The organism is Kitasatospora sp. NPDC034533 (genome assembly GCF_055575155.1).
On the sequence record NZ_JBVITE010000013.1, the window covers coordinates 94,827 to 118,113 of the forward strand.

Annotated in this window: 26 protein-coding genes; 11 read left to right on the forward strand and 15 right to left on the reverse strand. The window is 74.7% G+C overall.

Features of this window, described 5'->3' with window-relative positions; translation table 11 throughout:
• Nucleotides 1–70 precede the first annotated feature (70 nt).
• The 10 genes from ACZ55U_RS12655 to ACZ55U_RS12700 form a co-directional block, all read right to left on the reverse strand.
• Complete coding sequence (locus ACZ55U_RS12655) at nt 71–715, reverse strand: maleylpyruvate isomerase family mycothiol-dependent enzyme (protein WP_465525399.1); 645 nt, start codon at nt 713–715, stop codon at nt 71–73.
• Between the two features lie 111 nt (nt 716–826).
• Nucleotides 827–1,807: a methylenetetrahydrofolate reductase [NAD(P)H] gene (metF, locus tag ACZ55U_RS12660; RefSeq protein WP_465525401.1), complete on the reverse strand. Its 981-nt coding sequence runs from the start codon at nt 1,805–1,807 to the stop codon at nt 827–829.
• A 222-nt stretch (nt 1,808–2,029) separates the two neighbouring features.
• The gene (locus ACZ55U_RS12665) at nt 2,030–2,272 is read right to left on the reverse strand and encodes an acyl carrier protein (RefSeq protein WP_465525403.1); all 243 of its coding nucleotides are present in this window, start codon (nt 2,270–2,272) and stop codon (nt 2,030–2,032) included.
• 58 nt (nt 2,273–2,330) lie between these two features.
• The gene (gene acpS, locus ACZ55U_RS12670) at nt 2,331–2,747 is read right to left on the reverse strand and encodes a holo-ACP synthase (protein ID WP_465525405.1); all 417 of its coding nucleotides are present in this window, start codon (nt 2,745–2,747) and stop codon (nt 2,331–2,333) included.
• A 1-nt stretch (nt 2,748) separates the two neighbouring features.
• Nucleotides 2,749–3,618 carry a class-II aminoacyl-tRNA synthetase family protein gene (locus ACZ55U_RS12675; protein ID WP_465525407.1) on the reverse strand — a complete coding sequence of 290 codons (870 nt, stop codon included), beginning with the start codon at nt 3,616–3,618 and terminating at the stop codon, nt 2,749–2,751.
• Nucleotides 3,619–3,757: 139 nt separating this feature from the next.
• Entirely contained in the window at nt 3,758–4,657 is a 900-nt protein-coding gene (locus tag ACZ55U_RS12680; RefSeq protein WP_465525409.1) for a diiron oxygenase, read from the reverse strand.
• Between the two features lie 148 nt (nt 4,658–4,805).
• A complete protein-coding gene (locus ACZ55U_RS12685) occupies nt 4,806–5,846 on the reverse strand; it encodes a class I SAM-dependent methyltransferase (protein ID WP_465525411.1) in 1,041 nt (346 codons plus the stop codon).
• 29 nt (nt 5,847–5,875) lie between these two features.
• Nucleotides 5,876–6,697 carry a class I SAM-dependent methyltransferase gene (locus ACZ55U_RS12690; RefSeq protein ID WP_465525413.1) on the reverse strand — a complete coding sequence of 274 codons (822 nt, stop codon included), beginning with the start codon at nt 6,695–6,697 and terminating at the stop codon, nt 5,876–5,878.
• Between the two features lie 157 nt (nt 6,698–6,854).
• A complete protein-coding gene (locus ACZ55U_RS12695; protein WP_465525415.1) occupies nt 6,855–7,367 on the reverse strand; it encodes a MaoC family dehydratase in 513 nt (170 codons plus the stop codon).
• Nucleotides 7,368–7,598: 231 nt separating this feature from the next.
• The gene (locus ACZ55U_RS12700; protein WP_465525417.1) at nt 7,599–8,837 is read right to left on the reverse strand and encodes a trans-sulfuration enzyme family protein; all 1,239 of its coding nucleotides are present in this window, start codon (nt 8,835–8,837) and stop codon (nt 7,599–7,601) included.
• Nucleotides 8,838–9,051: 214 nt separating this feature from the next.
• Between ACZ55U_RS12700 and ACZ55U_RS12705 the strand changes: the two genes are divergently transcribed.
• The 4 genes from ACZ55U_RS12705 to ACZ55U_RS12720 all read left to right on the forward strand — a co-directional run bounded on the left by ACZ55U_RS12705 (nt 9,052) and on the right by ACZ55U_RS12720 (nt 11,164).
• A complete protein-coding gene (locus tag ACZ55U_RS12705) occupies nt 9,052–9,420 on the forward strand; it encodes a BlaI/MecI/CopY family transcriptional regulator (protein WP_465525419.1) in 369 nt (122 codons plus the stop codon).
• On the forward strand, nt 9,417–10,313 hold the full coding sequence (locus ACZ55U_RS12710) for a M56 family metallopeptidase (RefSeq protein WP_465525421.1): 897 nt from the start codon (nt 9,417–9,419) through the stop codon (nt 10,311–10,313). Before ACZ55U_RS12705 ends, ACZ55U_RS12710 begins: the two co-directional genes overlap by 4 nt.
• A 133-nt stretch (nt 10,314–10,446) precedes the next feature.
• Entirely contained in the window at nt 10,447–10,770 is a 324-nt protein-coding gene (locus ACZ55U_RS12715) for a heavy-metal-associated domain-containing protein (protein WP_465525423.1), read from the forward strand.
• A 73-nt stretch (nt 10,771–10,843) separates the two neighbouring features.
• Entirely contained in the window at nt 10,844–11,164 is a 321-nt protein-coding gene (locus ACZ55U_RS12720) for a metal-sensitive transcriptional regulator (protein ID WP_465525425.1), read from the forward strand.
• A 146-nt stretch (nt 11,165–11,310) separates the two neighbouring features.
• On the opposite strand, the gene ACZ55U_RS12725 is transcribed toward ACZ55U_RS12720, so the two are convergent.
• Nucleotides 11,311–12,081 carry a thioesterase II family protein gene (locus ACZ55U_RS12725; protein WP_465525427.1) on the reverse strand — a complete coding sequence of 257 codons (771 nt, stop codon included), beginning with the start codon at nt 12,079–12,081 and terminating at the stop codon, nt 11,311–11,313.
• Between the two features lie 159 nt (nt 12,082–12,240).
• Nucleotides 12,241–12,624: a DUF4345 domain-containing protein gene (locus ACZ55U_RS12730; protein WP_465525429.1), complete on the reverse strand. Its 384-nt coding sequence runs from the start codon at nt 12,622–12,624 to the stop codon at nt 12,241–12,243.
• 100 nt (nt 12,625–12,724) lie between these two features.
• Here ACZ55U_RS12730 and ACZ55U_RS12735 point away from each other — a divergent pair, with 100 nt between their 5' ends.
• Both ACZ55U_RS12735 and ACZ55U_RS12740 read left to right on the forward strand, forming a co-directional pair.
• Entirely contained in the window at nt 12,725–13,342 is a 618-nt protein-coding gene (locus ACZ55U_RS12735; RefSeq protein ID WP_465525431.1) for a TetR/AcrR family transcriptional regulator, read from the forward strand.
• Between the two features lie 122 nt (nt 13,343–13,464).
• On the forward strand, nt 13,465–14,676 hold the full coding sequence (locus ACZ55U_RS12740; RefSeq protein WP_465525433.1) for a cytochrome P450: 1,212 nt from the start codon (nt 13,465–13,467) through the stop codon (nt 14,674–14,676).
• Between the two features lie 116 nt (nt 14,677–14,792).
• Here ACZ55U_RS12740 and ACZ55U_RS12745 read toward each other — a convergent pair whose 3' ends face one another.
• Nucleotides 14,793–15,584, reverse strand: coding sequence for a phosphotransferase enzyme family protein (locus ACZ55U_RS12745; RefSeq protein ID WP_465525435.1), 792 nt, complete (start codon nt 15,582–15,584; stop codon nt 14,793–14,795).
• A gap of 25 nt (nt 15,585–15,609) precedes the next feature.
• Nucleotides 15,610–16,848 carry a Dyp-type peroxidase gene (locus ACZ55U_RS12750; RefSeq protein WP_465525437.1) on the reverse strand — a complete coding sequence of 413 codons (1,239 nt, stop codon included), beginning with the start codon at nt 16,846–16,848 and terminating at the stop codon, nt 15,610–15,612.
• Between the two features lie 31 nt (nt 16,849–16,879).
• Here ACZ55U_RS12750 and ACZ55U_RS12755 point away from each other — a divergent pair, with 31 nt between their 5' ends.
• The 4 genes from ACZ55U_RS12755 (at nt 16,880) to ACZ55U_RS12770 (ending at nt 21,107) form a co-directional block, all read left to right on the forward strand.
• Nucleotides 16,880–18,262 carry a right-handed parallel beta-helix repeat-containing protein gene (locus tag ACZ55U_RS12755; RefSeq protein WP_465525442.1) on the forward strand — a complete coding sequence of 461 codons (1,383 nt, stop codon included), beginning with the start codon at nt 16,880–16,882 and terminating at the stop codon, nt 18,260–18,262.
• A 215-nt stretch (nt 18,263–18,477) separates the two neighbouring features.
• Nucleotides 18,478–19,212 carry a TSUP family transporter gene (locus ACZ55U_RS12760; protein WP_465525444.1) on the forward strand — a complete coding sequence of 245 codons (735 nt, stop codon included), beginning with the start codon at nt 18,478–18,480 and terminating at the stop codon, nt 19,210–19,212.
• A 194-nt stretch (nt 19,213–19,406) separates the two neighbouring features.
• A complete protein-coding gene (locus tag ACZ55U_RS12765; protein WP_465525446.1) occupies nt 19,407–20,678 on the forward strand; it encodes an MFS transporter in 1,272 nt (423 codons plus the stop codon).
• A gap of 69 nt (nt 20,679–20,747) precedes the next feature.
• Entirely contained in the window at nt 20,748–21,107 is a 360-nt protein-coding gene (locus tag ACZ55U_RS12770) for a hypothetical protein (RefSeq protein ID WP_465525448.1), read from the forward strand.
• A gap of 690 nt (nt 21,108–21,797) precedes the next feature.
• On the opposite strand, the gene ACZ55U_RS12775 is transcribed toward ACZ55U_RS12770, so the two are convergent.
• Nucleotides 21,798–22,715, reverse strand: coding sequence for an MFS transporter (locus ACZ55U_RS12775; protein WP_465525450.1), 918 nt, complete (start codon nt 22,713–22,715; stop codon nt 21,798–21,800).
• A 41-nt stretch (nt 22,716–22,756) separates the two neighbouring features.
• On the opposite strand from ACZ55U_RS12775, the gene ACZ55U_RS12780 reads away from it, so the two are divergent.
• On the forward strand, nt 22,757–22,984 hold the full coding sequence (locus ACZ55U_RS12780) for a hypothetical protein (protein WP_465525452.1): 228 nt from the start codon (nt 22,757–22,759) through the stop codon (nt 22,982–22,984).
• The last annotated feature ends 303 nt before the right edge of the window (nt 22,985–23,287 follow it).

The following is a 23,287-nucleotide window of genomic DNA, read 5'->3' on the forward strand; positions in this document are numbered from 1 at the left end:
CCTGCGCTCGGCCCGGGTGCCCCGGACCGGCCCCACGGCCCCGGCTCCACCCGGGCGCCCCGGACCTCCCCTACCGGTAGATGACCAGTTCCTCACGCGACGCCCCGGCCAGCCGGTAGCGCTCCGGCGCCACCGGCCGGCCGGTGTACATCCGGATCAGCGTGCCCTCGTCACAGCTCAGCTCGGCCGCCGCCCGGCCGTCCACCACGTTGCCCAGCACCCAGTCGCCGCACGGGGTGATCGCGCAGACCCGGGGCGTCATCCGCTCGCGGCTGACGGTGGCCAGCAGGGCGATCGCGTCGTCCGTCCCGAGGCTCTCGTACGCCCCGGGCAGGCCCAGCGCCTCCCGGACGTCCCCGGCGTGCACCCACTCGCCGAGGGCGATGACGTCCAGCTCGCCGCCGGCCGCCTCGATCGCCGGTCCGGCTTCGGCCATGCCGAACTCCAGCTCGTCCAGGATCCGCCCGACCGGCCAGTCGGCCCGTTCGGCGACGTCGGCGGCGTTGTGCTCGGGGGTGAAGGCGGGCAGCCGCCCGTCGATGATCCGCACCAGCGCGGCGCCGCAGTGGGCGAGCAGCTGGCGCACCGTCCAGTCCGGGCAGGCGGTGGGCAGCTCGAAGGCGTCGAGCGGGGTGCGGCGCAGCAGGGGCAGCAGGGTCTCGCGCTCGGCGCGCAGGAGTCTGCCAGGGCGGTCCGGGTCACGCGTGGTGGTCATGGTGTTCTCCCGTCAGGTAGGGCCGCGCAGGTCGCGCTGTTCAGGTGGCAGTGATCGGCTCAGGTGGCACTGCTCGGCTCAGGTGGCACTGCTCGGCTCAAGTGGCACTGCTCAGGCGGGGCTGCCGATCAGTGGTCGGGCCGCGGGCTCCCGCGCCGGCCCGGTCGGGGCGAGGTTGCGGTGGATCTCCAGCGCGGCGGTGCAGCGGTTCAGGGTGATGTAGTGCAGGCCGGGCGCGCCCTCCAGGAGCAGGCGCTCGGCCATCCGGGTGGCGTGCTCGACGCCGATCCGGTGCGCCGCCGCCCGGTCGCCGCGGGCGGCGTCCAGCTGCCGGGCCAGCCCGGCCGGGAAGGACGCGCCGCTGAGCTGCGCGAAGCGGCTGATCTGGCGCACGTCGGTGGCGGGCATGATCTCCGGGATGACCGGGGTCTCGCAGCCCGCCGCGGCCAGCCGGTCGCGCAGCCGCAGGTAGTGCTCGACCTCGAAGAACATCTGGGTGATGGCGTAGTCGGCGCCCGCCCGGCACTTGGCGACGAAGTGCCGGACCTCGTCGTCCCAGCCGGCCGAGCGGGGGTGGCGTTCCGGGAAGGCCGCCACACCGACCGAGAAGGCGCCGAACTCCTTGACGAGCCGGACCAGTTCGGCTGCGTACCGCAGGCCCCGCGGGTGCGGCTCCCAGACGCCGTTGGGGTCGCCCGGCGGGTCGCCGCGCAGCGCGAGGACGTCGCGGATGCCGACGTCCGCGTAGCGCCGCAGGACGGCCTGGAGCTCGGCGGTGGAGTGCCCGACGGCGGTCAGGTGGGCCACCGGGCGCAGCGTGGTCTGGGCGGCGATCCGCTCGGTGGTGCCGATGGTGCGGTCGCGCGAGGAGCCGCCGGCGCCGTAGGTGACCGAGACGAAGGTCGGCGCGACCGCCTCCACCCGCCGGATCGCCGCCCACAGGGCGCGTTCGCCGGCCTCGTCCTTGGCGGGGAAGAACTCGAAGGAGTACGTCCGCTCGCCGGACGCCAGGATCTCGCGCAGGCCGCGCAGGCCACGCGGGGCGGTCTGCGGGGCGGTCCGCTGGGGGTCCTGCCGGGTGGTCTGGTCCATGGGTTCACCTCGGATGGTGGGGGTCGGTCGTCGGGAGGGTGCGAGGGAGCGCCTCCACCCTGCCCGGGGGCCCGCAACGCCACTGTCACGCCGTTGACACGCCGCTTCCGCGGCGGCACCACGGCCGCGCCACGGCGGTGCGTCGACGACCGTCGGCCCGGGGGCCGAGGCCGCCGCCCGGGGACCCGGCGGCGGCCGCGACCGGCCGGAAGGGGCGGGTCGTCAGCGGACGCCCGCGGTGAGGAAGCGCTCCTCGATGACGCGCAGCGTGCGCAGGTGGTCGACCTCCAGCGCGGTCATGTCGATCTTCCGGCCGCTGACCTGCTCCAGCAGGAAGACGAACTCCACGAAGGACAGCGAGTCGATCAGCCGGTTCTCGATCAGGTCGAGGTCCGGGGCGATGTCGGTCCGCTCGGGGTGGCGCTTGAGGATCCAGGCCTTGATCGGCTGCAGGGTGTCGGACACGGTCGTACTCCTTTGTCGTCGTGCGGGTGGGGGTGGGAGTGGGCGGAGGGGTGGGGGCTCAGGCGAGCGGGATCGGCGCGCCGACCGCGACGGCGTAGTCGACGTCGTGGCTGATGCTGACGGTGATCCCGCTGATGCCGGCGTCGGCGGCCAACCGGGCGGCGCGGCCGTGCAGTTCGACCAGCGGCCAGCCTCCGGGCGCCTTGCGGACCTCGATGTCGAGCCAGGGCAGGATGCTGTCGGCGACCCGCAGGGTCTTGAAGGCGGCCTCCTTGGCCGCGATCCGGCCGCACACGGCGAGGACGTTGATGCCGTCGGCCGTCCGGCAGTCGGCGAGCTCGCCCTCGGTGAGCAGCCGGGCGAGGAAGGGCTCGCCGTGCTCGCCGATCAGCTCGCGGACCCGCCCGGCCGAGACGATGTCCATGCCGAGGTTCGCCCAGCCGGCGGGGGGCCCGGGCTCCGCGGCGGCGGTCATCTCAGACCGTCCTACCGGCCTGCCCGGCGGCCTGCTCGACGGCGGCGGTGGCCGCCTCCCAGCTGCCGTGCCGGCGGGTCAGGGCCGAGAGCCAGCGCTCCAGCCCGAAGGCGGCGCAGCTGGTGAAGGCGGCTTCGCCGGTGCCGGCCACGGTGATGCCGCAGCGCTCGCCGAAGAAGTTGCGGTGCACGTTGACGGAGGCGATGGCCAGGTCCTCGTACAGGAACTCCCACTTCACCGGCGAGAGTTGCTGAAGCAGCAGGCGGGCGCCGCCGCGGTCGTAGAACGGGTCGGTGGCGACCTCCTTGCCCAGCGGCAGGTCGAGCGCCCGGGCGAAGGCGGTGATCCGCTCGGTGAAGGCGGCCAGGTGGGCCTCGGCGTGCTCGCGCGAGCCGATGGCGATCACCTCGCGCATGTGGAAGCCGAGGACGCGGCGCAGGTCGTGGTACTCGGTCTCCTTGCGGAAGCACCGGCCGACCACGGTGACCAGGGTGCCGTCGGCGACCTCGGTGCCCGCGTGGTCCAGGTAGACCGCGTAGCAGGCGGCGGACGGCAGAGCGAGCGCGCCGGGCTCCAGTGCCTGCCGGGGGAAGGCGCCGGCGGTGGGGTCGAAGGGGTGCTCGGTCCGCCGGTCGAGGTCGAGCGGGCTGGCGAGGATCGCCTGGTGCGGGAAGTTGTCGAAGTAGTCGAGCCGGGCCAGGTCGGCGGCGGGCAGCAGCGCGGGCATGGTGAGCGGCGCGGCCCCGGCCTGGACGCCCCAGCCGGCGAAGGTGTCGTCCAGCAGGCGCAACAGGGCGGTGGCCTCGGGCCCGAGGGCGAACAGGCCGCCCTGGTCCGCGGCGCGGACCGGTGGTGCTTCGGTGGGACTCATCGGTACCTCGTGGGGTCTCGGTGGTCGGGACGGACGGGGACGAACAGCGGCGGACGGGGAACGGACAGCGGCGGACGGGGAACGGACAAGGGTGGACGGGGACGGACGAGGGGCGGACCGGGGGTCCGAGGGGCCGGGTTCAGCCGACCGGCAGGGTGTCGTCCGTGAACAGGCCGATCTTGCGGAAGAAGGCCATCGGCTTGCGGATCACCCGGCGCTCGGCGACGCGCCGGGCCGGGTCGGCGAGGACGGCGGCGCGCAGGGCCAGCGGGTCGGCGATCCCGGCGTCGCGGTAGACCTCGGGGTTGTAGAAGGAGTTGACGCTGTAGACGATGTACCGCTTGAGGTACGCCTCGACCTCCCGCAGCCGCTCCTCGTCGACCCGGACGCGCATCAACCCGTAGAGGTGGGCGACCAGTTCGCGGCCGAAGGCGATGTGCCGGGACTCGTCCTGGTGGTGGATCGCGTTGACCTGGCGGATGGTGCGGCAGAGCCGGTCGTCCTGCCCCATCGCCATGTTGTAGTGGTCGACCATCTCCTCGAAGAACAGGATCCGGGCGAACACCAGGAAGTTCTCCACCTCCGGCTCGAACAGCGGCGCGGCGCCGAGGGCGACGACCGGCGGCCGGTAGATCTTCTGGCCGTAGCGCAGGCAGAACTCGGCGAAGAACCACATGTGTTCGTTCTCCTCGCCGATGAAGTGGTGGAAGAAGTCCGAGGGCGCCTCGAAGCCCGGCTGGTGGATCCGGTTGACCACCTCCATCAGGAGTTCGCGGATGCCGTGCACGTTGAGGCTGTAGAAGTTGATGCTCTCCCACTTGGACAGCCGCTTGAGGGTGGCCTCGTCCAGCTGCTCCGCCTGGGCGGTACCGGCCACCGAGATCAGCTCGGGGCTCATCCACCACTGGTCCTCGTCCAGGTGGTCGACCCAGTCGAAGCGCTGGTACGGGTTGTAGTAGTCCTCGATGGCCTTCTCGGTGAGGCGGTCGAGGAGTTCGCGGAACCGGTCGGAAACGTCGAGTCGGGGCGCGGTGGTCATGGGGCGGACTCCTTCGGGGGCTCGGGGCTCGGCGGCGGCCCTGTCTCAGTGGCGGGGGCCTGCCTCGGCGGCGGCCCTTTCTCGGTGGCCGGCCGGTCGCGGCAGCGGCCGTGTGTCGGCGGCGCGCTGTCGCGGCGGCGGCCCTGGCTCAGCGGCGCGCCTGGTAGACCGCGCTGACGGGGGTCTCGGCGGCGCGGCGCCAGCGGGTGAAGCCGGCCTCCTCGGCGATGGCGCGCAGCGCCTGCTCGCCGGAGTGGTTGCCGAGCGCGTGCGGGCCCCGCTGGGCGGCGGCCACCGGCAGGCACATCACGGCGGACAGGCTCATGAACATCCGCCCGGCCGGGTTGCGGTTGTCGGCGAGCGCGGCGCGGGCGTTGGGTTCGACGATCATCCACACGCCGTCCTCGGCGAGCGCCTGGTGCGCCCAGCGGGCGGCCGGGACGGGGTGGCCCAGGTCGTGCAGCACGTTGAAGTAGCTGACCAGGTCGTAGTCCCGGCCGGGGAAGGCGTCGGCGGGGGCGACCTCGAAGCGGACCCGGTCGGCGAGGCCGGCCCGGCGGGCCAGTTCACGGGCGTGCTCGATGGCGGCGGCGGAGTAGTCGAAACCGGTGAACTCGGCGTCGGGGAAGGCCTCGGCCATGATCAGGGTCGAGTGGCCGACTCCGCAGCCGACGTCGGCGACCTTGCCGCCGGCCCGAAGCCGGTCGGCCACGCCGTCCAGCGCGGGCAGCCAGTGCTGGACGAGGTTCGCCCGGTAGCCGGGCAGGAAGAAGGCGCCCATGCCGGTGTCCAGCGCGTCGTCGTGGTCGGACCACTCGACGCCGCCGCCCTCGCGGTAGGCGCGCACCAGCTGGTCCTCGGTGGCGTAGAGGGCCTTGAGGGCGGTGAAGAAGGCGGCGACGTAGGCCGGGTCGTCCTCGTTCGCGAGGACGGCGGCGTGCTCCTCGGGCAGCCGGAAGGTGTCCTGCTCGGGGTCGTGCTCCAGGTAGTCGGCGCTGGTCTGGGCGTGCAGCCACTCGGTGGCGTAGCGCTCGTCCAGGCCGGTGCGGACGGCGAACTCCTTGGCGGTGAGCGGGCCGGCGCCGGACAGGGCCCGGTACAGGCCGAGGCGCTCGCCGAGGGCGACGGTCAGGCCGCGGACGGCCGCGGCGGCGTCGTCGATCACCCGGTCGCGGAAGGGGGTGGTCATGCGGGGGTACCTCCTGGCTCGGGGCCGGGTCAGGCCGGGTCGGCGGTGTACAGGAAGGACCGCGGCACGCCGGGCACCTCGCGGGGCACCACCCGGTACGGCCAGCGGCCGAACTCGGCGCCGTCCTCCCCGGGTTGGCGCACCTCGCGGGCCCGCCAGCCGCACTCGGCGAGGAACGTCTCGGGCTCGTCGGTGCCGAACCGCCAGGGCGCGCCGTCCTCGGCGAGGGCGTTCAGGAACGGCCGGGCCAGCGGGTTGACCAGCGAGACCCGGCTGGCGAAGTCGCCGAGCAGGACGGTCCCGGCGGCGGACAGCCGGCGGATGGTGCCGAGCAGCCGGCGCACGTCGTCCTCGGCGAGGAAGAAGCTCAGCCCCTCGACCACCCAGAGGGTGGGCCGGTCGGTGCGGAAGCCGGCCAGCAGCAGCAGTTCGGTCCACTCCCCCGCCAGGTCCACGGCCACCGGCTGCCGGGTGACGCCGTTCGGCGGCTCGGAGTTGCCCAGCAGCTGGTCCTTGGCCAACAGCAGGGCCGGGCGGTCGAGTTCGTAGACGGTGGTGCCCGGGGCCCAGCAGTCGAGGCGGTACGGGCGGGTGTCCATGCCGGCGGCCACGAACACCACCTGGCGGATGCCCCGGTCGGCCACCGCCTTGGCGATCGCGCGGTCCAGGTAGCCGGTGCGGATCGCCAGGAACTCCACGGTGCCGGCGCCCGCGTAGCGGTCGAGCAGCTTGAAGCCGGTGTCGGCGGCGACGGTGCGGGCGTACGGGTCGACGAAGACGGCGTCCGGCCGTTCGGACTCCAGCGCTCGCGCGGCGGCCGTCCACTGGGCGGTTTTCGAGACTGCTTCCATGGGATGGGCTCCTTCGGGATTGACGGTCGGCGGGCGGGGGCCGGCTCCGGGCCCCGGTGAACGGGGCTTCGGCTCGCGGTGACGGGCTCCGGGGCCGCGGCGACGGCTGGGGCGCCGGCTGGGGCGCCGGCGGCCTTCGGGCCGCACCGGCGGAGCGTCAGGCCGCGGTGACGGGCGACGCGACGGGCTCCGGGTGCACCGGGTCCACCGAGAGCGGCGCGGAGTTCCGGGTCCGCCGACGTTCGAAGATGCTGTGCAGGATCATGCTGAAGACCAACCGGCCCTCGTCGTCGACGAGTTCACATCGCGGCTGGACGATCCCGGTGGTCGGCCGGCCGAGCGAGGGCGCGACGCTGACCACCCGCACCCGGGCGGTCAGCACGTCGCCGGGCCGCACCGGCCGGTGGTAGCGGATCTCGTCCACGCCGGGCGAGCCGGCACAGGCGCTGTCGGCGAGCAGGCCGTCGACGTAGCGGCGCATGAACAGCCCGGCCGTCTGCCAGCCGCTCGCGATGATCCCGCCGTACGGCGAGGCCTGCGCGCGGTCCGGGTCGACGTGGAAGGGCTGCGGGTCGTACTGCCGGCCGAAGGCGACGATCTCGTCCAAGGTCACGGTCACGGTGCCGAGTTCGAACACGTCGCCGGGCTTGAAGTCCTCGAAGTAGTACACGGATTTCCCCTGCCGTCGGCACCGGAGGCGGTCGGTCCGCACGGACCCGGCGCGGGCTGTCGAGACCCCTTCACGGTAGGCCACCCACCAATGATTTGGTCAATCCAAAAAAGCGACTATGTCAGAACAACCGGGCGACTGCCGGGCGTCGCGGGCGGGTCGGCCACGAAGGGGCGGCGGTCGGCCGCGAAGGAGCGGCGGTCGGCCGCGAAGGAGCGGCGAGGGCGGGCGTCAGGCCGGACCGGACAGGGCCTGGGCGAGGTCGCGCCAGAGGTCCTCGGCGTCCTCGATGCCGACCGAGAGCCGGACCGTGCCCGGTCCGATGCCGGCCTCCTTCAGCTGGACGTCCCCCAGTTCCCGGTGCGAGGTGGAGGCCGGGTGGGTCACCAGGGTCTCCACGCCGCCGATCGACAGCGCCAGCCGGGCCAGCCGGACGGCGCCGACGAACCGCCGGCCCGCCTCCCGGCCACCGGCCAGGTCGAAGGAGAGCATCCCGCCGTACCCGGCCAGCAGCCGGTCCGCCACCGCCCGGTCCGGGTGGCCGGCCAGGCCCGGCCAGTGCACCGCCTCCACCGCCGGATGGGCGGCCAGCCGCTGCGCCAGCAGCGCCGCGTTCTCGCCGTGCTGGCGCATCCGCACCGCGAGCGTCTGGAGCCCGCGGATGGTCAGCCAGGCGGCGAACGGGTCCGGCGTGGCGCCGAGTTCGACCGCGCGGGTCCAGACCGTGCGGTGCAGGTCCCGGTCCGCGAAGACCGCGATCCCGCCGAGCACGTCGCTGTGCCCGGCCAGGTACTTGGTGCTGGAGTGCACCACCACGTCCGCGCCGTGCTCGATCGGGCGGCACAGGATCGGTGAGGCCAGCGAGTTGTCCACCACGCCGAGCAGCCCGTGCGCGTGCCCGGCCGCGAGCAGCGCGGGCAGGTCGCGGACCCGGGTGGTCGGGTTGGCGATGGTCTCCAGCAGGAGCAGCCGGCTGGTCGGCCGCCGGGCCTCGGCGATCTCCTCCGGGTGCTCGGCGTCCAGGTAGCTGGTCTCGATCCCGTAGCGGCGGCCGAGGTCGCTCAGCACCGAATAGGTGCCGCCGTACAGGCACTTCTGGGCCAGCACGTGGTCACCGGGCTTCAGCAGCGACAGCAGTACGGCGCTCATCGCCCCCATCCCGGAGGAGCTGGCGATCGCCGCCGCTCCGCCCTCCAGCGCGGCGACCGACCGCTCCAGCGCGCGGACCGTCGGGTTGCCGCGCCGGGTGTAGACGAAGTCGCCGTCCGGCCCGGCCATCGCGGCGGCGATGGCGTCCGCGTCGTCGAAGGCGAAGCCGGTGGTCTGGTGGATCGGCACGCTCAGCGGGCCGGTGCGGCCGCGCCCGCCCGCCGCGTGCCGGGCTGCGGCGTGCACCACCAGGGTGCGGGGGTCGAGTTCGGGGGCGCGCTCCGGTGCGGCCGCGCCGGCGGTCGGTTCACGAGTCGTCATGACGCCCAGGATGCGGCCGGACCGGGGGGCGAAAGCAAGGGGGTATCCCGAAATGCCCGGATCTTTCACCGGAGTTGACAAGGTAGTTGCCGTGGACTTCCGCTGATACCCCACCCCCCTCCGGTTGCCGCCCCTCCCCCTCGGCGGGCCCACCGCCTACCATGGCGGAGGGATCATCGGACGCGAGGGCGACGAGTGCGAGGGGGCACCGGAGATGCGGCGCTTGGGGGAACTCGAGGCGGAGATCATGGACCGGCTCTGGTCCTGGAACGAACCGACCACGGTCCGCAGACTCGTGGACGACCTCAACACCTGCCGCCCGATCGCCTACACCACCGTGATGACGGTGGCCGAGATCCTCTACCACAAGGGCCATCTGCACCGCCGCAAGGCCGGCCGGATCTGGCTGTACGAGACCGTGCGCAGCCGCGAGGAGTACACCGCCGCGCTGATGGCCGACGCCCTCACCGCCAGCGCCGACCGCTCCACCGCCCTCGCCGCCTTCGCCGAGCAGATCACCCCCGAGGAGCGGCATGCGCTGCGCGCCGCGCTGGAGGCACTGCTCGCCGAGCGCGCCGAATGACCGTCCTGGCGGCCTCCGTCCTCGCGCTGTACGCGGCGCTGGCCGGCGTGCTGCTGCCGGTCCGGCTCGCCCGGGCGCTCTGGCCCCAGCGGGCGCCGCGCCTGGCGCTGGCCGCCTGGTTCGGGCTGGCGGCCACCTTCACCGTGGCCGTCGCGCTGACGGCCTACCACCTGGCCCTCGCCGGGCCCCGGGCGCACGCCCACGGCCTGCTGGCGCTGTTCGAGCCGGGGGCACCGCCCGCCGGCGCCGAGGGCCCGGCCGTACTGGTCCCGATCGCGCTCGCCGCGCTCTGGCCGCTCGCCCGGGTCGCCGCCGCCACCCGCAGGGCCCGTCGCGACCGGGCCGAGCACCTGGACCGGCTCACCCTCGCCGGCCGGAGCGACCCCGCCCTCGGCGCCGTGCTGCTGGACCACCCCGCGCCGGTCGCCTACTGCCTGCACCGCGGGCCGGTGGTGATCAGCAGCGGGGCGGTCGCACGGCTGACGGAGGGCCAGTTGCGCGCGGTGATCCAGCACGAGCGGGCCCACCTGACCGGCCGCCACCACCTGCTGCTGGCGTTCGGCGCCGGACTCGCCGACGCCTTCCGCCGGCTGCCGCTCGGCCGGGCGCTGCACACCCAGGTCGCACCGTTGCTGGAGATGCTGGCGGACGACCGCGCCGCCCGCGGCTGCCGTCCCGAGGACCTCGCGGCGGCCATGTGCGAGGTGGGCTCGCTGCGCCCCTCCCCCGCCACGCTGCCGGCCGGCGGCGGGGCGCGCACCCTGCTGCGGATGCGCCGGCTGCTGCGGCCCGCACCCCGACTGCGACCGGCCGCCCGGCTGGTGACGGTCGCGCTGATCGCCCTGGGGCCGCTGGTTCCGTACCTGCTCACCTGCGGGCCCACGCCGGGCTGAGGCCACCCTGCGGAAGCGCCCGGGAGGGTTCCGACTACCCGGTTCATTACCCTGGGGGGGTATGGTATGTTCAAAGTGGAACAGCCGCCCGGACAGCCCGGCCGGTGCGGGAACTCACGACAGGAGCACACCCATGAGCGAGACCGCCGTCACCATCGAGTCCGCCGCCACCGAGGCCGCCTCCTCCTGCTGCGGTTCGTGCGGCACCAACGCCAAGGCGGCCCCGGCCGCCGAGTCCGCCCAGACCACCGTCTTCCAGGTGAAGGGCATGACCTGCGGCCACTGCGTCAGCTCGGTGACCGCCGAGCTGAAGAAGCTCGACGGCGTCGACGACGTCGCCGTGGACCTCGCCACCGGCCAGGTCACCGTCGGCAGCACCCGGGCCCTGGCCGACTCCGACGTGGCCGCCGCGATCGACGAGGCGGGCTACGACCTGATCGGCCGCGTCGAGGGCTGAGCGCCGACGCCGCCCGGACGGGCCGCACCCCCGCCCGTCCGGGCCGGCTCCGCCCCGCACGCGCCCCGGTAGAGTGAGACCACTCCTCACCGCACAGGAACCGGAGACGGCCATGGCCAGCTACAGCTCCCACAAGGACGACTTCCTCAAGCGGCTCCGCCGCGTCGAGGGCCAGATCCGTGGCCTCCAGCGCATGGTCGAACAGGACACCTACTGCATCGACGTCCTAACCCAGGTATCCGCCGCCAGCCGCGCCCTCCAGTCCTTCGCGCTGCAACTCCTGGACGAGCACATCGAGTGCTGCGTCCGGGACGCCATCGCCGAGGGCGGCCAGGAGGCGAACGGCAAGATCCGCGAGGCCAACCAGGCCATCGCCCGCCTCGTCCGCTCCTGAGCGGCCCGGCGGGGACGGCGCCCGCGCACAGCACGAGGACGCCCCGCGGTGGCAGCTGCCACGGCGGGGCGTCCTCGTCGCATGCGGCCCGGCAGGCCGCGCATTACGGGGTGGGGGTATGTGGGGGCCCGTGTCCGGGACGCTCCTCAGCGGCCGGCCGGGGCCCCCGTCAGCTGGGCGATGATCAGACCGAGCACGGCCGCGGCCTGGTCGGTCAGGTAGAAGTGCCCGCCGGGGAAGACCCTCAGTTCGAACTCGCCCTTGGTGTGCCCCGCCCAGGCCCGGACGTCCTCGACGGCCACGCGCGGGTCGGCGTCGCCGGTGAGCGCGGTGATCGGGCAGTCCAGCACGGCGTCCGGCTCGCCGCGGTAGGTCTCGATCGCGGTGTAGTCGCTGCGCAGCGGCGGCAGGATCATGTCCCGCAGCTCCTGGTCCGCCAGCACCTGCCGGCCGGTGCCACCGAGCAGCACCAACTCGTCGAGCATCCCCTCGTCGGGGAGCAGGTGGACCCGCTCGTCGCGGTGGACCGAGGGCGCCCGGCGCCCGGAGGCGAACAGGTGGGCCGGGGCGTCCAGGCCGTCCCGGTGGAAGCGCAGCGCCACCTCGAAGGCGAGCACCGCTCCCATGCTGTGCCCGAAGAACGTCAACGGCCGGTCCGCGCAGGGCCGCAGCACCTCGTACAGCCGGTCGGCCAGCTCGGCGACCGTGGTGATCCCGGGCTCGGTCCGGCGGTCCTGCCGGCCGGGGTACTGGACGCACAGCACGTCGGCGTACGGGGAGACGGCGGCGGACACCGGGTGGAAGTAACCGGCCGATCCCCCGGCGTGCGGGAAGCAGACCAGGCGGGGCGCGTCCTCCGGCACGGGGTGGTAGCGGCGGAGCCAGCGGGTGTCGACCTGGGTGCTGTGGCCTGACATGGGTGTCCCTTCGATCGCCTGCGCAAAAACCGTTCTGCCCGTCCGTCAGATCCTCGCCGACCCCTCGGGCCGCGTACAGCCCCGACGACCCCCTGTTGCGTGACGGCACCTCCGCGCGGTGGACTGCGGTGGCGCCGTGACCGGGCGCGACCGCGTGCCTCAGGCCCGCGCGCGTTCGTCGGCGTCGGCGAGCAGGAAGTACACGGCCGGGAGGGCCAGTTCGATCGCCATCAGCACCAGCTGGAACCAGTGCGGCCACCCCGCCACGGCGATCGACAGCACCCGGCCGAGGCCTCCCAGCAGGAACACCGCCGCCAGCCACCGCACCGACCGGGCCGGCACCGGCGTCCGCCGGGCGGCCTGGATCCAGGCCGCGCCGTAGCCGGCGAAGATCGCGCCCATGAAGCGGCCGAAGCTGTCGACCGTCGGGCCGGCGTCCGCGACGCCGGGCAGCGCGGCGTTCCCCATCAGGATGTGGACGAAGCCGATCACCACACAGGCGATGCCCATCGTCCACGCGAGCACCCGCAACGCCTTGGCCATGACCCATCCACCCCTCGGGAGCCTGGTTGACACGTGTCTACTAGTGAGCGTCTCCACGCTAGCGCCCGCTAGTGGACACGTGTCAAGTAACCTGGCCCGCATGTCAGTCCACCCACCGCGCCGACGACTCTCCCCCGCCGAGCGGCGCGCCCAGCTGCTCTCCGTCGGCGCCCGGCTGTTCGCCGCCCGGCCGTACGAGGAGGTGCTGATGGAGGAGGTCGCCGAGCAGGCGGGCGTCTCCCGCGCACTGCTCTACCGGCACTTCGCGAGCAAGCACGAACTCTTCGCGGCGGTCTACCGGGAGGCCTCCGACGGCCTGCTCGCCAGGACCCGGTTCGACCCGGCGGACACCCTGGTAGATCAGCTGATCGAGGGGCTGGACGCCCACCTGGACTACTTCGTCGCCAACCGGCACGCCGTGCTCGCGGCCAACCGGGTGCTGGCCGGGGACCAGGTGATCCAGACCATCATCGACGAGGAGCTCGACGCCCTGCGCTCCCGGCTGCTCGGCGTCCTCCCGCTCGGGGACGAGCCCGCCCGGCGGGCGGTGTCCCAAGTCCTCCGCAGCTGGCTGGTGTTCGTCCGCGTCCTGGTGATCGATTGGCTGACCGAGGAGACCTGCACCCGCACCGAGCTGCGGGACGCCTGCGTCGGTGCCGTGCTGGGCGCGATCCGGCCGCTGCTGCCCGACGATCCGGCGCCCGACTGGGGGCGCTGAGGGCATACCATCGGTATGTAACGGGAGAAGCACCATAAGCGTCCAATCTCATATGGAAATACGACAATTGGATGCCCCACTTCCCCTCGACCAGCCGGACCGCCCACCCCGTGAAGGGACCCATGGACTCCGCCTCAGCCGACACCGGGACCCCCCTCCCTCCGCTCCACCGGCTCCCCGTCACCCCCGCCCAGCCGCCTCACCCCACCACCCTCCCGGACGGCACCCCCGCGTGGCTGATCACCCGCTACCACGACGTCCGGCAGGTCCTCGCCGACCCCCGGGTCACCCGGGCCGACCTGCATGACGTCGGCACCTCCGGCTCCACCGCCGACGTGGCCGCCAATCCGGCCTCGCTGTTCAACCAGGACGGGCCCGCCCACCGCCGGCTGCGCGGCACCGTCCAGCGGGCCTTCACCCCGCGGGCCATCGCCGGCTGGCAGCCCTGGGTCGCGGCCGCCGTCCAGCAGCACGTCGACCGGCTGGTCACCGCCGGACCGCCCGCCGACCTCGTCCCCGCGTTCGCCCGGCCGGTGCCCTTCTCCGTCACCACCCGGCTGATGGGGCTCGACGGGAAGGGGCCGGACCACCTGGAGGAGGACCGGCTGCACCGCTGGACCCTCGCGCTGCTCGCCCAGGGCGGCGCTCCGGACCAGCCGCGGGCCGCCGGCCACGACGACACACTCGCCGAATTCCGCTCCTTCATGGCCGAGTTGGTCGCCCGTCGGCGGCGCGAGCCCGGGGACGACCTGGTCAGCCGGCTGGTCCGGGCCGCCGACCAGGACGGCGGCGTCCCCGAGGAGTCCCTCGTCTTCCTGGTCGCCGGGCTCACCGCCAGCGGCAACGAGAGCGTCGCCGGCGCCCTCGCCAACGCCCTGGTGTACCTGCTCGGCGAACGCCCCGACCACTGGCCGCGCCTGGCCGACCCGGACACCGCCGAGCGGACCGCCGAACGCCTGCTGCACTACATCCCCCTGGGCGACGACCAGGCCACCGTCCGCCGCACCACCGAGGCCGTCGAGGTCGGCGGCGTCACCGTCCCGGCCGGCGCCGTCGTCGCCGTCAGCCTCAACAGCGCCAACCGCGACCCGGCCGTCTACCCCGGGGGCCTCGACGCCGACCTCGGCCTCCCGCTCCCCGCCCCCACCCTCGCCTTCAGCGCCGGGCCGCACTACTGCGTCGGCGCCTGGCGGGTGCGCCTGGAGATGCGCGAGTCCCTGCGCCGACTGGCCGCCGCCCTGCCCGGCCTGCGCCTCACGACCCCGGTCTCGGAGCTCGACTGGCAGCTCGGCGGCACCACCAGGAGCCCGTCCCGCCTCCCGGCCGACTGGTAGCCGCCCGGGGCCGGAGGAGCCGGCGCTCGGCCGTCGAGGAGCGCAGGAGTCGGCGCCCGGCCGTCGGTCAGGGCACTCGGCCGTCGGTCGGGGCGCCCGGCCTCGGAGGAGAGCGCTCAACCGTCGAGCAGGGCGCCCAGCCAGAACTCCCGGCGGCGCTCGATGTACTCGGCGTCCCCGCGCCAGGCCTCCCCGTGTCCCTGGGCCCAGAGCCGCGCCCAGGGCTGGACGCCACGGCCGGCCCGGTCCCGCAGGAAGTCGTGCATGGCCATCGACCTCGGCCCCAACAGCGGGACCAGCTCCCGCCGTTGGCCCTCGTCCAGCCCGTAGGCGTCGACGAAGACCCGCAGCCGGGCCGCCGCGTCGCCGTCGGCGAGCCGCCAGTCCGGGTCCGCCGACAACGGCAGGAACCCGTGCGCCGCGTACGCCAGGTCCCAGAGCCGGGTGCCGGGGGCGGCGGTGTCCCAGTCGATGAAGGACCACGGGTGTTCACCCCCGCCCACCAGGTTCCACGGCGCCAGGTCGTTGTGGGCGATGATGCCGGTGTCGCCCCCGGGCGGCATCAGCACCTGCCACCGGGCGTCCGGCGGCGGCCTGAAGCCCTCGACGGCGTCGTGGAACTCCCGGATCAGACGGGCGACTTGGGCCAGCCGTTCGGCCGGTCCCAGCAGCCCGAAGCGGTCGGGCCAGACCACCGGGCCCGGCTGGTACGTCAGCACCTCGCGCCCCTGCTCGTCGAGGCCGAGCGGGCGCGGCGCCCCCCGGAACCCGGCCGCGTGCAGGTGCTCCAGCAGCGCGTGCACGGCGGGCGTCCACGGCCCGGCCGGTCGCCGTACGGTGTCCCCGACGCGGACCACGCCGGCGCTCACGTTGCCGCCGGACAGCGGCTGTTCGTCTTCCTGGCTCAACGCGTCCTCCGTTCCCCGTGGCGGCTCAACCGAACAGCCCCTCCCCCAGCGTCCCGCCCTCCTTCGCCCCCGGCAGGACGTACGCCACCGCGGAGGCCGTGTGCTCGATGAAGGCGTTCAGGGCGTCACGGGCCGCCAACCGCTCCTGGACCCGGGTGAACTGGGCCGGGTCGCGCACGAAGGCGCAGAACAGCAGGCCCCGGTCGCCCGGGCCGTCGTCGTAGCTGTAGCCCCGCCGCAGCATCCGGGCGCCGCCGTCCAGCCGGGGGCTGGACAGGCGCACGTGCGCCGTCGCGGGGAGGACGTACGAGCCGTCCGGGTTCTTGGTGTAGATGTCCGGCTCGTCGTGCTCCGCCGTGCCCGTGAGCGGGGAGCCGTCGCCGGCCCGGCGGCCCATCACCTGCTCCTGACGGTCCGCGGGCAGGGCGGCGAAGGCGGCGGTGTCCATCCGGATCCGGCGGTAGACCAGCACCGTGCCGTGCTCGTACGGGCCCGGCGGGCCCCAGACCCACTGCCCGCTCTCCTCCGCGGTCGGGTTCGCCGTACCGTCCTTGAAACCGAACAGGTTGCGCGGGGTGGCGCCCCCGGCCGTCCGGGCCAGGAAGCCGGTCTGGGTCCACCGCACCGTCGCACCCGCCGCCCGGGCCACCGCGCCCAGCTGCTCGGTGACGACCGACAGCGGCCAGCGGTCCGCCGCGCACAGCTGGACCACCAGGTCGCCACCGCCGCGCGCCGGGTCGAGCCTGTCCCCCGGGAAGGCGGGCAGCCCGGTCAGCAGCGCCGGCGGGACGTTCAGCGCCAGCCGGGCGGCGAGTTCCGGGCCGACGCCCACCACGCTGGTGAGACCGGCCGGTTCGCCGTCCCGCAGCCGGGCGTCCGCCGATCCGCAGCCGTGCGCCTCGGCGAGCACCCTGGTCAGCTCGCCGAGCAGGGCGCGCAGCGCGGCCCGCCCGTCCGAGGTCGCGGCGGGCGCCAGGTCGAGGGCCAGCAGCTGGGTGGCCGGCTGCTGCGCGGCCGTCACCCCGGACTGGCGCTCGCCGTGGAAGGGCAGCGCCCGCTGCTCCGGGGGCGCCGACCGGCCGGGAGTGCTCCCCCCACCGCTCCCGCCGCCGTTCCCGCCCGTCCCGCCGCGCAGGGCCAGCGCCGCGGCCCCCGCGCCCAGCCCGGCGGCCACCACCGCGCCGCCGGCGAGCAGACCCCGGCGGTCCACACCGCCCTTGCTGGTGCGCGGCTGGTCCGGCGCCTTTCCGCTTTCGGCATGCATGAGCGACATTGGAGACGATAGAACACGCCGTATGCAACTTTTGACCACACGTCACTCCCGGTTCGCCACCGCCCGCACACCGGGGGCCGGACCCCGGCACCGCCCGTCCGCCCCGTTCGCCGCCGTCGTCGCCCTCGCGCTCGCCCTCGCGCCCGCCCTCGCCGGGTGCTCCTCCGGCGGCTCGTCCTCCTCCGACGCCAAGCACCCGGGCGGCACGGTCGTCCGCGTCCCGCAGAACTTCCCGACCATCCAGCAGGCCGTGGACGTCGCCCACGAGGGGGACACCGTGCTGGTCGACGCGGGCACGTACCGGGAGAGCGTGCGCCTGACCAAGCCCAACATCGTGCTGCGCGGCACCGACCGCAACACCGTGGTCCTGGACGGCGGCCTGCGGCTGGTCAACGGCATCGCCGCCTCCGGCCCCGGCTCGGTGGTGGAGAACCTCACCGTCCACGGCTACCTCGCCAACGGCGTGCTGTTCACCGGCGTCACCGACGAGAAGCTCCAGCAGCACGGCGCCGGCGGCTCCGCGTACAACCCGCTGGACACCACCCGCTTCCCGGCCCTCCGGGGCTTCCGGGCGAGCGGCGTCACCGCGTACAACAACGGCCTGTACGGCATCTACGCCTTCGACGCGCAGGCCGGCGTCATCGAGGACTCGTACGCCTCCGGGGGCGCCGACTCCGGCATCTACGTCGGCCAGTGCAAGCCCTGCGACACCCTGGTGCGCAACAACACGGTCGAGCGCAACGCCGTCGGCATCGAGATCACCAACGCCTCGGACGGGCTCACCGTGGTCGGCAACAAGGTCACCGGCAACCGGGTCGGCGTCACCGTCAACTCCAACGACCTGGAGGCCCTCGCGCCGCAGCACGGCGCGGTGATCGTGGGCAACGTCGTCACCGACAACAACGCCACCGACACCCCCCAGCAGGCCGACGGCGGCTACGGCATCGGGATCGGGATCGGCGGCGGCACGGGCAACCAGGTGCAGCGCAACCTGGTCCAGGGCAACCGCGCGGTCGGCATCGTCATCACCGACCCGCCCGGGCACCCGGCCAGTGGCAACCGCGTCGAGGGCAACCGGACCACCGGCAACGGCACCGACCTGGTGCTGGCCTCCGCCGACCCGGCCAACTGCTTCGCCGGAAACCAGCCGTCCGTCCAGAGCCCGGAGGACCTGGAGAACCTGGCGAACTGTGCCGTCCAGGGCCGGACCGCCCCGCCCTTCGGCCGCACCAGCCCGGTCCAGTCACCGCCCGGCATCCCGTTCAGCCAGGTGCCGGCCCCACCCGCCCAGCCCTCGACGCTCGACCCGGCCGCACCCGGCCGCCCGGCGACCGGTCTGCCCGGCCCGGTGGACGTCGGCGCCTATCCGCTGCCGGAGTCCGCGGACGCGCTGCCGAAGCGCTGAGCCCGGGGCCGGTCCTCGAACTCGCGCCTGCCCGGCTGCGTGCCTGCGGGGCCGCGTGCCTGCCGGGCTGCGTGCCTGCCGGACGACGCCATGTTCCGGGCGGACGGCGGGAGTTCGAGGACGGCTCCGGCCGATCTCGCGCCCGTTCCCCGGGTGCGGGCGGGGCCGCCCGGCGGCCAGGAAGCACCCGAACCCACGACAGGAGAGCGCACCCGATGCCCGACGGCCTGACCACCGACCTCGTCCTGGGCTGCACCGTCCTGCTGGGCGCCTCCGTCCAGCGGCTCGCGGGCATCGGCTTCGCACTGGTCGCCGCGCCCGTCCTGGTGCTGCTGCTGGGCCCGGGCGACGGCGTCAGGCTGTCGAACGTCGCCGCCGGTGCCATCAGCGCCCTTGGCCTGCTGGACAGTTGGCGCCAGGTGCGGCTGACCGCGATGCTGCCGCTGATCCTCGCCGCGGCCTGCACGGTTCCGGCCGGGGCGTGGGTCGCGGCGAAGGTCCCGGCGCCCGGGCTGCTGATCGGCATCGGCGTCCTGGTCAGCGCGGCCTCGCTGCTGGTGCTGCGCGGGGCGCGGGCCACCGCGCTGCGCGGGGTGGGCGGCGCCCTGGTCGCGGGCGCGACCAGCGGATTCATGAACTCGGCCGCCGGGGTGGGCGGGCCGGCCGTCTCCCTGTACGCCGTCAACACCGGCTGGACAGCAGGGGAGTTCGTGCCCAACGCGCAGTTCTACGGCGTGGTGGTGAACGCCCTCTCGCTGGGCGCCAAGGGCGCGCCCACGCTGTCCGTCACCGCCTGGTGGCTGGTGGCCGCCGCCCTGGCGGGCGGTGCCGCCGTCGGCCGACTGCTCGCCGCACGGGTGCCGGAGGCACGCGCCCGACTGGTGGTGCTGACCCTCGCCCTGGCGGGCGGGCTGACCACCCTGGCCAAGGGCGTCTGGGGGCTCGGCTGAGCCCCGCCGCCGCGCCCGGGACGCGGCCACCGGGGACCCCGCGCACACCCAGCGAACACCCGGCGAACTCCCAGCGGACACTCCGGATGGTCACGGACGATCCGGACACCCTTGCCAACACGGGCGGTTCGCCACAACCCCGACATTTCGGAAACCTCTCCGGCGACCCTCCGCGGACATGACATACTGCGTCGGTGACCTCAGCCGAGCTGGCCGCGAAGCCACCCAAAACCCGCCCCCAGCTGGGCCGGAAGTTCAATCTGCTGTGGTCCGCTTCAGCGATTTCCTTCGTCGGCGACGGCATGCGGGACTCCGCCCTGCCGCTGCTGGCGGTGGCGGTCTCCGAGTCGCCCAGCGCGGTCTCCGTGGTCTCCGTCGCCGCGTCGCTGCCCTTCCTGCTGATGTCGCTGCACGCCGGGGTGCTCGCCGACCGGACCGACCGGCGGCGGCTGATGTGGACCATCGACGCCGGGCGCGCCGTCATCGTCCTGGGCTTCGCCGGCTGGGTCTTCCTGGACTCCCCTCCGCTGGCCGCGCTCGCCGCCCTGGCCTTCGTGCTCGGCTGCGGCGAGACGGTCTTCTCCAACGCGGCCACCTCGGCCATCCCGGAACTGGTCCGCCCCGACCAACTCGACGCCGCCAACGGCCGGATGCAGGCCAACATGCTGGTCGGCGGGAACCTGATCGGGCCGCTGCTCGGCTCGGTGCTGTTCGCCGTGGCCGCCGCCTTCCCGTTCACGGTGGACGGCGTCTCCTTCGCGCTCGCCGCCCTCCTGGTCGCCGCCACCGGGCGCTCCACCGCTCCCAGCGGCCGGGCCGACCGCCGCCCGGTGCTCACCGAGATCCGCGAGGGCGTCAACTGGCTGGTCCGCCACCGCGAGGTCCGCATGCTGGCCGTGCTCTCCACCCTGGGCGCGCTGGCCTGCTTCATGGGCACCACGATGATGGTCCTGATGGTCACCAGGGTCATCGACGCTCCGGCCGCCTCGTACGGCATCGTGCTCGCGGCCGGTTCGATCGGCGGCACCGCCGCCAGCACCCTGGCCGGCCGGCTCAGCCGCGTGCTCGGCCGGGGCACCCGGATCGCCCTCTCCTTCCTGCTGATGGGCTCCTCGCTCATCCTGACCGGGCTGGCCACCTCGGTGGCCCAGGTGGCCGCGCTGTACGTCGTGCTGGGCTTCGGGATCGTCACCTGGAACGTCCAGGCGATCTCGCTGCGCCAGCAGGTCGTACCGAAGGAGCTGCTCGGCCGGGTCAACAGCTGCTACATGCTGCTCGCCAGGATCGGCATCATGTCCGGCGCCGCCCTGAGCGGCTGGATCGCCTCCGTCAGCAGCATCCGCACCCCGCTCTTCGTCGGCGGCGGGCTGCTGCTGGTCCTGCTGGTCGCGGTGCTCTTCCTGCTGCCGCGGATGAGCGCGATGGAGGCGGCCACCGCACCGGCCGCCGACGGCGGGGACGCGTAGCCCGCGGCTCGGGCGGCGGGCGCGGACACCGGTTCGATCCGCTGTCCGGCCGGATGATCAGATCAGGCCATGGCCACCAACGCGACCGACGACCCACCGCCCGCCGAGGCCGTCCGACTCCTGGAGGCGCTCCTCCAGGGAGACGACCCGGCCCACCGTGCCCTGCTCGCGCAGCTGCCCCACCTGCGCGTCACCGGCCGCTGTCGCTGCTCCTGCGCCAGCCTCGACTTCGGCCTGGACCGGACGGTGGCACCGGCCGCGCCCGTCACCCGTGATCCCGCCGCCGAGGCGCTGATCCACGACCCCGACGGCGAACCGGTCGGCGGCGTGCTGCTCTTCGCCCGGGACGGCTACCTGTCCGGCCTGGAGGTCTACACCTGGGCCGACGAGCCTGTCACCCGCCTCCCGGCTCCGGACCGACTCGCCTGACTCCGGCGCCGCCGGGGGACCTCACGCCTCCCAACCACCCACCTCGGCAGCGGCGGGCGGCTTCCCGGGTGGCCGCGCCGCCACCCGAGTCCGCACCCAATGGCGATGGCCACGACACCGCACCCTTCCACCCTTCCGCAGCACGCCACAGCTCCAGGGGCATTGACACGGACACGGGCCCGGATCAGCGCCGTGGCGTGCTCGACCGGGCGGGGTCGAGCGGCACGATGCCGATCGGGCCAACGGTGTCGAAATGCGTGCCGATCCCGGGTGACGGTCGCCGCCCCGGGGCGCGCACGGCGGCAAGCGCGACCAGAGCCGGAGTGGCTGCCAGAACGAGGCCCAGCGACAACGGGCCGCACCGGCCCAGCCATCCGCGTCGATGCGCACGATGAACCGGGCCGGTCAGCCCCGCGCGGCGGCAAGCACCACACCACCACCCCGGGATCGGGCCGACCCTGCCCCCCCCCGCACCGGCGGGCAGCTCCCCGACCCGCCAGCCGCGCACCGCCCGAAGCCGCCGCCCCGCAGCGCGCGCGGCGGGGCGCGCGCGGCGACCAGAGCCGGGGGTAGCCGCCAGAACGAGGCCCAGCGCCAACCGACCGCACCGGCTCAGCCATCCGCGTCGATGCGCACGACGAACCGGGCCGGTCAGCCCCACGCGTCGGCAAGCACCACACCACCACCCAACTACCGCCCCTTCCCCCGGGATTCGGCCGAGCCCGTCCCCGCACCTGCGGGCAGCTCCCCCACCGGCCGCGCACCGCCCGGAGCCGCTGCCCCGGGGCGCGCTGCGGCCAGGGCGGCCAACGCCGGAGTGGCCGCCAGGACGAGGCAGAGCGACAGCGGGAACCGGTCGGCGAGCAGCCCCGCCACCGACGTCCCGGCCGAACCACCCGCGTTGAAGGAGGCGTTGACCCAGGCACCGGCCCGGGTGCGCCGGCCCGGGCCGGCGAGTTCGTCGGTGAGCAGGTAAGCGGTGGCGAGGGCCGGTGCCACCGTCAGGCCGGTCAGGGCGGCGAGGGCCGCCAGGAGCGGGAGCGTCGGAGCCAGCGCGGTCAGGGCCAGTGCGCCCGCGAAGGCGGTGGTGAGGACGGCGAGCCGGGCCTGCGCCGAGGCCCGCCAGTCCACGGCGCCGAGGACCAGCCCGCCGATCGCGCTCCCGGCCGCCAGCGTCGCCTGCACCCAGGCGGCGTCGGCGGCCTGGCCGTGCCGCTGGGCGAACACCACCGCCAGCAGGCCGAACGCGCCGAGCCCGGTGCCCGCCGCGGCGGCAGCGGCGAGCGGCTGGCGGGTCCGGGCCAGCAGCCGCCAGGGACGCGCTCGGTCCGCGGTGGACGGGGAGCCGGCGTCCGCGGGGGCCGGCGCGGCGTGGACCGAGGCGGCCAGGGCGAGGGTGCCGCCGAGGACGAGGGCGGCCCCGGCCACCAGGCCGAGCGCCGGGCGCGCCGTCGTCCCGGCGATCAGGCCGGCCAGCAACGGGCCGGTGACGTAGAGGAGCTCCTCCGCCACGGTGTCCAGGCTGTAGGCGCGCCGGCGCAGGCCCGGGTCCGGCAGCAGGACGCTCCACTGCGCCCTGGTGACCGGCCCGAGGGGCGGTGCGAGCACGCCGGCCGCCCCCCGCGAGGGCGAGCAGGACGGGGTACGGCGTGTCCGGTCGCCAGGTGGCGGCGGCCAGGCCGAGCAGGACCAGCGCGTACCCGGCCGCCATCGGCGGCAGGGTCCGGCGCGGGCCGTGGCGGTCGACCAGCCCGGCCCGTACGGGCGAGAGCAGCACGTTGGAAGTGGCGAAGAGGGCCGCCAGCCAGCCGGCCCGGGCGTACGAACCGGTCGTGCCGGTGACGGCGAGCAGGAGCGAGAGCGGGACGACGCCGTAGGAGAGGCGGCCGATCAGGGCCGCGCCGAAGAGCCGGACCGCGCCGGGGGTGCGCAGGACCGTCGCGTAGGACGAAGACATGGAGGTGTTCCTCTGGGGTTGGCGCGCGCCGCGCGCCGGTGTACCGGGACGCCGAAGGACCGCACCACCGGGGTGCGGTCGCCATCCGGAGCCCTAGTCACGAGAGAGGAACACGCGGCCATCGTAGGGCACCGCCACCGGCCCAGGGGGGGGGGGGGGGGGGGGGGGGGGGGTGGGGGGGGGGGGGGGGAGGGGGGGGGGGGGGGGGGGGGGGAACCGCTAC